Here is a 5,833-nt window from a genome sequence, read left to right on the forward strand (position 1 = left end):
TTATCATAATGCACGCTGCCACTGATTTGGCCTTCTAATTCGCCCATCAACAACACCATTTCGTTGTCATCAAGTTCATTATCATGGAATGCGTTTAACGCTTCTAAACCAGCGACAATCGATGCCGCACTCGAACCGAGTCCGCTACCGATTGGTAGATTTTTTTCTAATTCCATCACCAATGATTTAATTGTTAAACCACGCTGTTCTAATGCTTTGCCGTAAGCTAAAAAGCAATCGTAAATAATGTTTTCACGGAAATCATCTGGTAATTTATGGGCAAAACGACCGCTTGATGTTAAGGCAAAATCACCATCGGTGGCAGCGATATAAACGCGATCGCCAACCAAGGTGCCATCAATAGGTGCTAGCGCGGCGCCTAATACATCAAAACCGACACTGACGTTACCGATCGAAGCCGGTGCATATGCAACAAGACTCATGGCTAAACCTCCTGCTTCCAGTTAAGGGTACGTAATACATCGGCAAATACGCCCGCAGCAGTCACTTCAGAACCGGCACCATAACCACGTAATACCATCGGAATTGGTTGATAATAACGGCTGTAAAATGCTAATGCATTCTCGCCATCTTTAACTTTATTGAGCGGATCTGACTCTGGCACTGCTGCGATTGATACTTTACATTTACCGTCTTCAATCTGACCGATATAACGTAGTACTTTGCCTTCTTGTGCTGCCGTTGCTTGTAAGTCCGCAAAATACGCATCTGCTTTTGGCAAGTTCGCCATGAATTCTTCATTAGTACCTGAGGCATCAAAACCAGCTGGTATTGCTTCTTCGACTTCAACTTGGTCTAAAGTTAAATCCATGCCCGCTTCACGCGCAATAATTAACAGTTTACGGGCGATATCCATGCCGCTTAAATCTTCACGAGGGTCCGGTTCAGTAAAGCCATTATCACGGGCTTGCGCAGTGGCTTGCGAGAAGCTCATGCCTTCATCTAATTTACCGAAGATGTATGACATAGAACCCGACAAGATACCGTTAAAGCGCTCTAACTGATCACCAGCACTTAATAAGTTCTGTAAGTTCTCAATAACCGGTAGACCAGCGCCAACGTTAGTATCATATAAGAAACGACGGCGGGTTTTTAACGCGGTTAAACGCAGTTCGTGGTAATAATCCATGCTCATCGTATTGGCTTTCTTATTTGCCGCTACCACGTGGAAACCACTGCCAAGAAAATCAACATACTGACTGGCAAGATTATCATTGCTGGTACAGTCAACGATCACCGGATTAATGATGTGGCTGTTTTTAACCAGATCTTCAAGCGCTGTTAATGAGAATTCAATATTGCTCGCGCCAAGATCATCCGCCCAGTTGGTTAATGACAGACCCTCTGAATCTAATAGCATTTGACGGCTATTGGCGATCCCGCACACGCGGATCTCAATTTGACGTTCTGCTAAGAATTCTTTTTGACGTTTAATTTGCTCGACTAATGCCGCGCCAACACCACCACAGCCTAATAAGAACAGGTCGATGTATTGTTGTTTACCAAAGAAGATATTGTGTGAGGCTTTAATGGCTTCATTGGCTTTACTTTCGTCAATAACCGCAGAAATAGAACGCTCTGATGACCCCTGGGCAATCGCCACAAGGTTAACCGATGCTTGTGCTAATGCCATGAAGAAACGCGCAGCAATACCATTGGCTTTACGCATGCCATCACCCACCAGTGACACAATCGCTAAGCCATCACGCATTTCAATCGGTTCTAATAACTGATTACTGATCTCAAGATTAAACTCGCTATTGAGTGCTAATCTGGCTTTGCCTGCATCATAACTGTGGATACAGAAACTGACGCTGTATTCTGACGATGACTGGGTGATAAGTGCAATCGAGACACCTGCGCGAGATACGGTTTCAAAAATACGACCAGCCATGCCAACCATACCTTTCATACCCGGCCCTGATACGTTAATCATCGTCATGCCACTTAGCTCTGATAATGATTTAACTTCTGCTTGGGTTTTTGACGTTAAGCCGCCAATCAAGGTGCCCTCACCTTCTGGATTCTTGGTATTTTTAATCAAACAAGGAATATGATGCTGAGCAATCGGGGCAATGGTTTTTGGGTGCAATACTTTGGCGCCAAAGTAAGACAGCTCCATTGCTTCTGGGTAGCTTAATGTTTTAAGTAATTTGGCATCTTTTACTAAACGTGGATCACACGCATAAACACCGTCTACATCGGTCCAGATCTCACAACAATCCGCATACAGACATGCCGCCAATACTGCCGCAGAATAATCCGAACCATTACGACCAAGTACCACGGTATTGCCTTGTTCATCACCTGCGGTGAAGCCTGGCATTAAATAAATGTGGTCGGTTTTAATTGGATCTTGTTCGAAACGAGCACGTGAGGCATCAATATCTACCGATGCTTCTAATACGCTGCCCTGACCGACTAGCTTATCTTGTGGAACAATCACTTCCACCTTAAAGCCGCGCGCTAATAACAGTTGCTCCATGCACACAATACTTAGCTTTTCACCGGTACTTAATATTTTTGCTTCGATGTTTTCTGGACACTGCGATAACAACTTAACGCCATATAAGTATTCTCTTAATGTCGCTAATGATGCAGCTACCTGTGTTAATGCCAGCGCGTCATTAAAGTTGCTGTATTGCAGTTTTAAGCCTGCAATGAGCGCTTTAAAAATACCATCAATGTCTTCCAGTGATGATTCTGCGTCAAGGCCACGAACCGTTTGTTGTACAGCCGCAACCAAGTTGTTGGTCACTTTTGCTGGTGCAGATAACACGAGTGCTACTTGTGATTGCTCGATGTTACTTACTGATATATCTGCTGCACAGGCAAATCGTTCAGCATTTGCTAACGACGTACCACCAAATTTTAAAACTCGCATCCTTTGCTCCTCGTTGATAAAAAAAAGCCCGTTCCAAAATGGTAACGGGCTTTTTTGTTATTTCTGTCTTAGCCCTGCGTATCATCCCACCGTTGTAATAACAGTGTTAGTAATGGTGGTGGTAATGAACGCTAAGCAATAAGTCATAAAATATTTAATAAATTTGTCAATAATTTCAATACCTATAGAAATATCAAAAAATGCGATGTTAATCAAGTTTAAAATAAATTTAGTTGTTTAAATCTATACCTCGCTAAATGAATGTAAAAATGTTGATATAATGTAAAAACATTGCGATATTGAGACATGTCTTAAATCCAAGGATTTGTCGAATGGAAAAAGTTTTAGAAGCCCAAATTGCCGGTTCATTGTTAGGATCATTTGACGCTTTTTATAGTCGCTTTTTAGAAGTGACCCGCGGCGCTAAGTTACGTTTTGAAAACGCCGATTGGCATGGTGTGCAAATAGCCGCGAAAAAACGTATCAGCCTGTATGACTACCACGTTGGTAAAACCGCACAGCAAATGCAAGACCTCGCTGCAGAAGTAGAAGCCGACCAAGTGTTTTTACAAAGCATTAAGTGTGAATTTGAAGCGCTATTACAGCATTACGCTAATTTTGAGATTGCCGAAAGCTTCTTTAACTCCGTTTACCGCCGTGTCTTTAAGCACACTAACATCTACAAAGACCAATTATTTATTACCAATGCCAACCGTGTTCGTGATCCCGCCTACCCAAATAATTTTTATCGCAGTTATACCCGAGGTGGCAACTTTTCGGTGATCTTGCGCAAGGTCATTACCGATTATACCTTTACCGCACGTTGGGAGAACTTAAACCGCGATCTGGCCAATGTGGTCGATTACCTTAATCAACATGCGCCTAAGCAACTTACCGATGCCAAACATATCGAAGTACACATGCTTAACGAAGTATTCTATCGTAATAAAGGCGCTTACCTGATGGGTAAGATCTTTGCTGATGGAGAGATGTATCCACTGGTATTCCCGATTTTAAATAACGAAGAAAATGAGATCTATTTAGATACGGTTATTTTTGAAAAAGAAGAAACCAGTATTTTATTTGGCTTTGCCCGTGCTTACTTTTTTGTCTATGCCCCCGAACCTGGCGCCATCGTGCAGTTTTTAAAACCGATGATCCCAAATAAAACTAATTTTGAGATCTACTCGGCGATTGGTTGTCAAAAACACGCTAAAACCGAATTGTTTCGCCATTATATAAAACATGTAGAGAACTCTGACGATAAGTTTATTATTGCCCCTGGTATTAAAGGCATGGTGATGAGTGTATTTACCCTACCTTCTTATGATGTGGTATTTAAGATCATTAAAGATGAGTTTGCGCCCCCCAAACAAATCGATCACGCCACTGTAAAAGAAAAGTATCAGATCGTAAAATCTCATGATCGTGTCGGGCGCATGGCCGATACCCAACAATTTAAGAATTTTGCTTTTCCAAAAGAGCGATTTAGCCAAGAGCTACTGGACGAATTATTAGCTGTCGCCCCCTCAGTGATAAAAATGACGAATAGCAAGGTAGTGATCAAACATCTGTATATTGAACGTAAGATGATCCCGCTCAATATGTATCTCGACCAAGCCAATGAAGAAGAGCTGGATAACGCCATTGATGAATATGGTAATGCCATCAAACAGCTCGCGGCCGCCGGTATTTTCCCGGGGGATATGTTATTTAAGAACTTTGGCGTGACCCGCCATAATCGAGTTATTTTCTACGATTATGATGAAATATCTTATATGCATGAAGTGAACTTTCGCTACATTCCACCACCACGCTATCCAGAGGATATCATGCAGGCTGAACCTTGGTTCGCTGTCGCCCCTAACGATGTATTTCCCGAGGAGTTTGAGACTTTCTTACTATCTCGACCTGATATTAATAAGCTATTTAAAAAATACCATGCAGATCTGCTTGATGCTGATTACTGGAAAGGACTGCAAGACAATATTAATCGCGGTAAATACAACGATGTATTCCCTTATCGCCGAGCGCGGCGTTTTCAGCGGCATATAGAAGAAGAGCCAACTGAGTAAGTCATAGCGCTAACGAAATAAATTGCGAGCTAAGCAAAACGTGATGGGGTTAATAAGCAATTAACCTCATCACCAACTCGCCAAAGCAAGCCATTAATGTATTAGAGCAGCGCTTGTTTGGCGACCACCACTCCATTTAAATCAGCATAGATGTAATCACCGTCAGCAATACTCACCCCTGCAAACTGTAAATCAACACCTTTATCCCCTAAACCACGTTTTTCAGTTTTTACCGGACAGGCCGTTATCGCTTTAACCCCTAATGCCAACCTATTAATCGTGGCGACATCACGAATTGCGCCATAAATAACAAACCCAGCCCAACCATTGTGAACCGCATTTTCAGCAATCATATCGCCAAGCAATGCCCGTCGTGTTGAGCCGCCACCATCGACAACTAAAATACGCCCTGCGCCTGGCGTACCCGCCAATTCTTTCACCAACGAGTTATCTTCAAAACATTTTATAGTTACCGCTTGGCCACTAAAAATAGTCGCTTTTCCATAACTTTGAAAAATAGGTTCCATCACGGATAATTGCTCGAAATGTTGATCACATAGATCAGGTAATAGGTCTAACATAGTCCATCCTTAGCATTGTTATTCTTTACAGCAGACATTCCCATAGCGATGTTGCCCGATTCGTTAAGAACAACAACATTTGCTACAACGACTGACATATTAGCGCAGAACAATTATTCCAATCTATAATTAATTAACAAAGTCCATACATAGACAATTATGAATCAATAAAACTTTAAAACTTAAAAGTCAATAGTATGCAAGCAATTTTAGGAATTCTCTTTCACTCTTTGGGTGGTGCGTCATCAGGAAGTTGGTATATGCCATATAAC

3 protein-coding genes and 1 pseudogene are annotated in these 5,833 nt (G+C 42.1%); 1 reads left to right on the forward strand and 3 read right to left on the reverse strand.

Going from position 1 to position 5,833, the window contains the following annotated elements; genetic code table 11:
- A pseudogene (locus tag QNK26_RS00535) lies at positions 1-443 on the reverse strand (homoserine kinase); the annotation flags it as partial.
- Positions 444-445: 2 nt separating this feature from the next.
- A complete protein-coding gene (gene thrA / locus QNK26_RS00540; RefSeq protein WP_319220313.1) occupies positions 446-2,905 on the reverse strand; it encodes a bifunctional aspartate kinase/homoserine dehydrogenase I in 2,460 nt (819 codons plus the stop codon).
- 332 nt (positions 2,906-3,237) lie between these two features.
- Between thrA and aceK the strand changes: the two genes are divergently transcribed.
- Positions 3,238-4,980: a bifunctional isocitrate dehydrogenase kinase/phosphatase gene (aceK, locus tag QNK26_RS00545; RefSeq protein ID WP_319220314.1), complete on the forward strand. Its 1,743-nt coding sequence runs from the start codon at positions 3,238-3,240 to the stop codon at positions 4,978-4,980.
- Between the two features lie 101 nt (positions 4,981-5,081).
- Here aceK and QNK26_RS00550 read toward each other — a convergent pair whose 3' ends face one another.
- Complete coding sequence (locus tag QNK26_RS00550) at positions 5,082-5,561, reverse strand: putative 4-hydroxy-4-methyl-2-oxoglutarate aldolase (protein WP_319220315.1); 480 nt, start codon at positions 5,559-5,561, stop codon at positions 5,082-5,084.
- Between the last annotated feature and the right edge of the window lie 272 nt (positions 5,562-5,833).

Origin of the sequence: Moritella sp. (genome assembly GCF_033791185.1) — a bacterium.
In the GTDB taxonomy this organism is placed as follows: Bacteria; Pseudomonadota; Gammaproteobacteria; order Enterobacterales; family Moritellaceae; genus Moritella.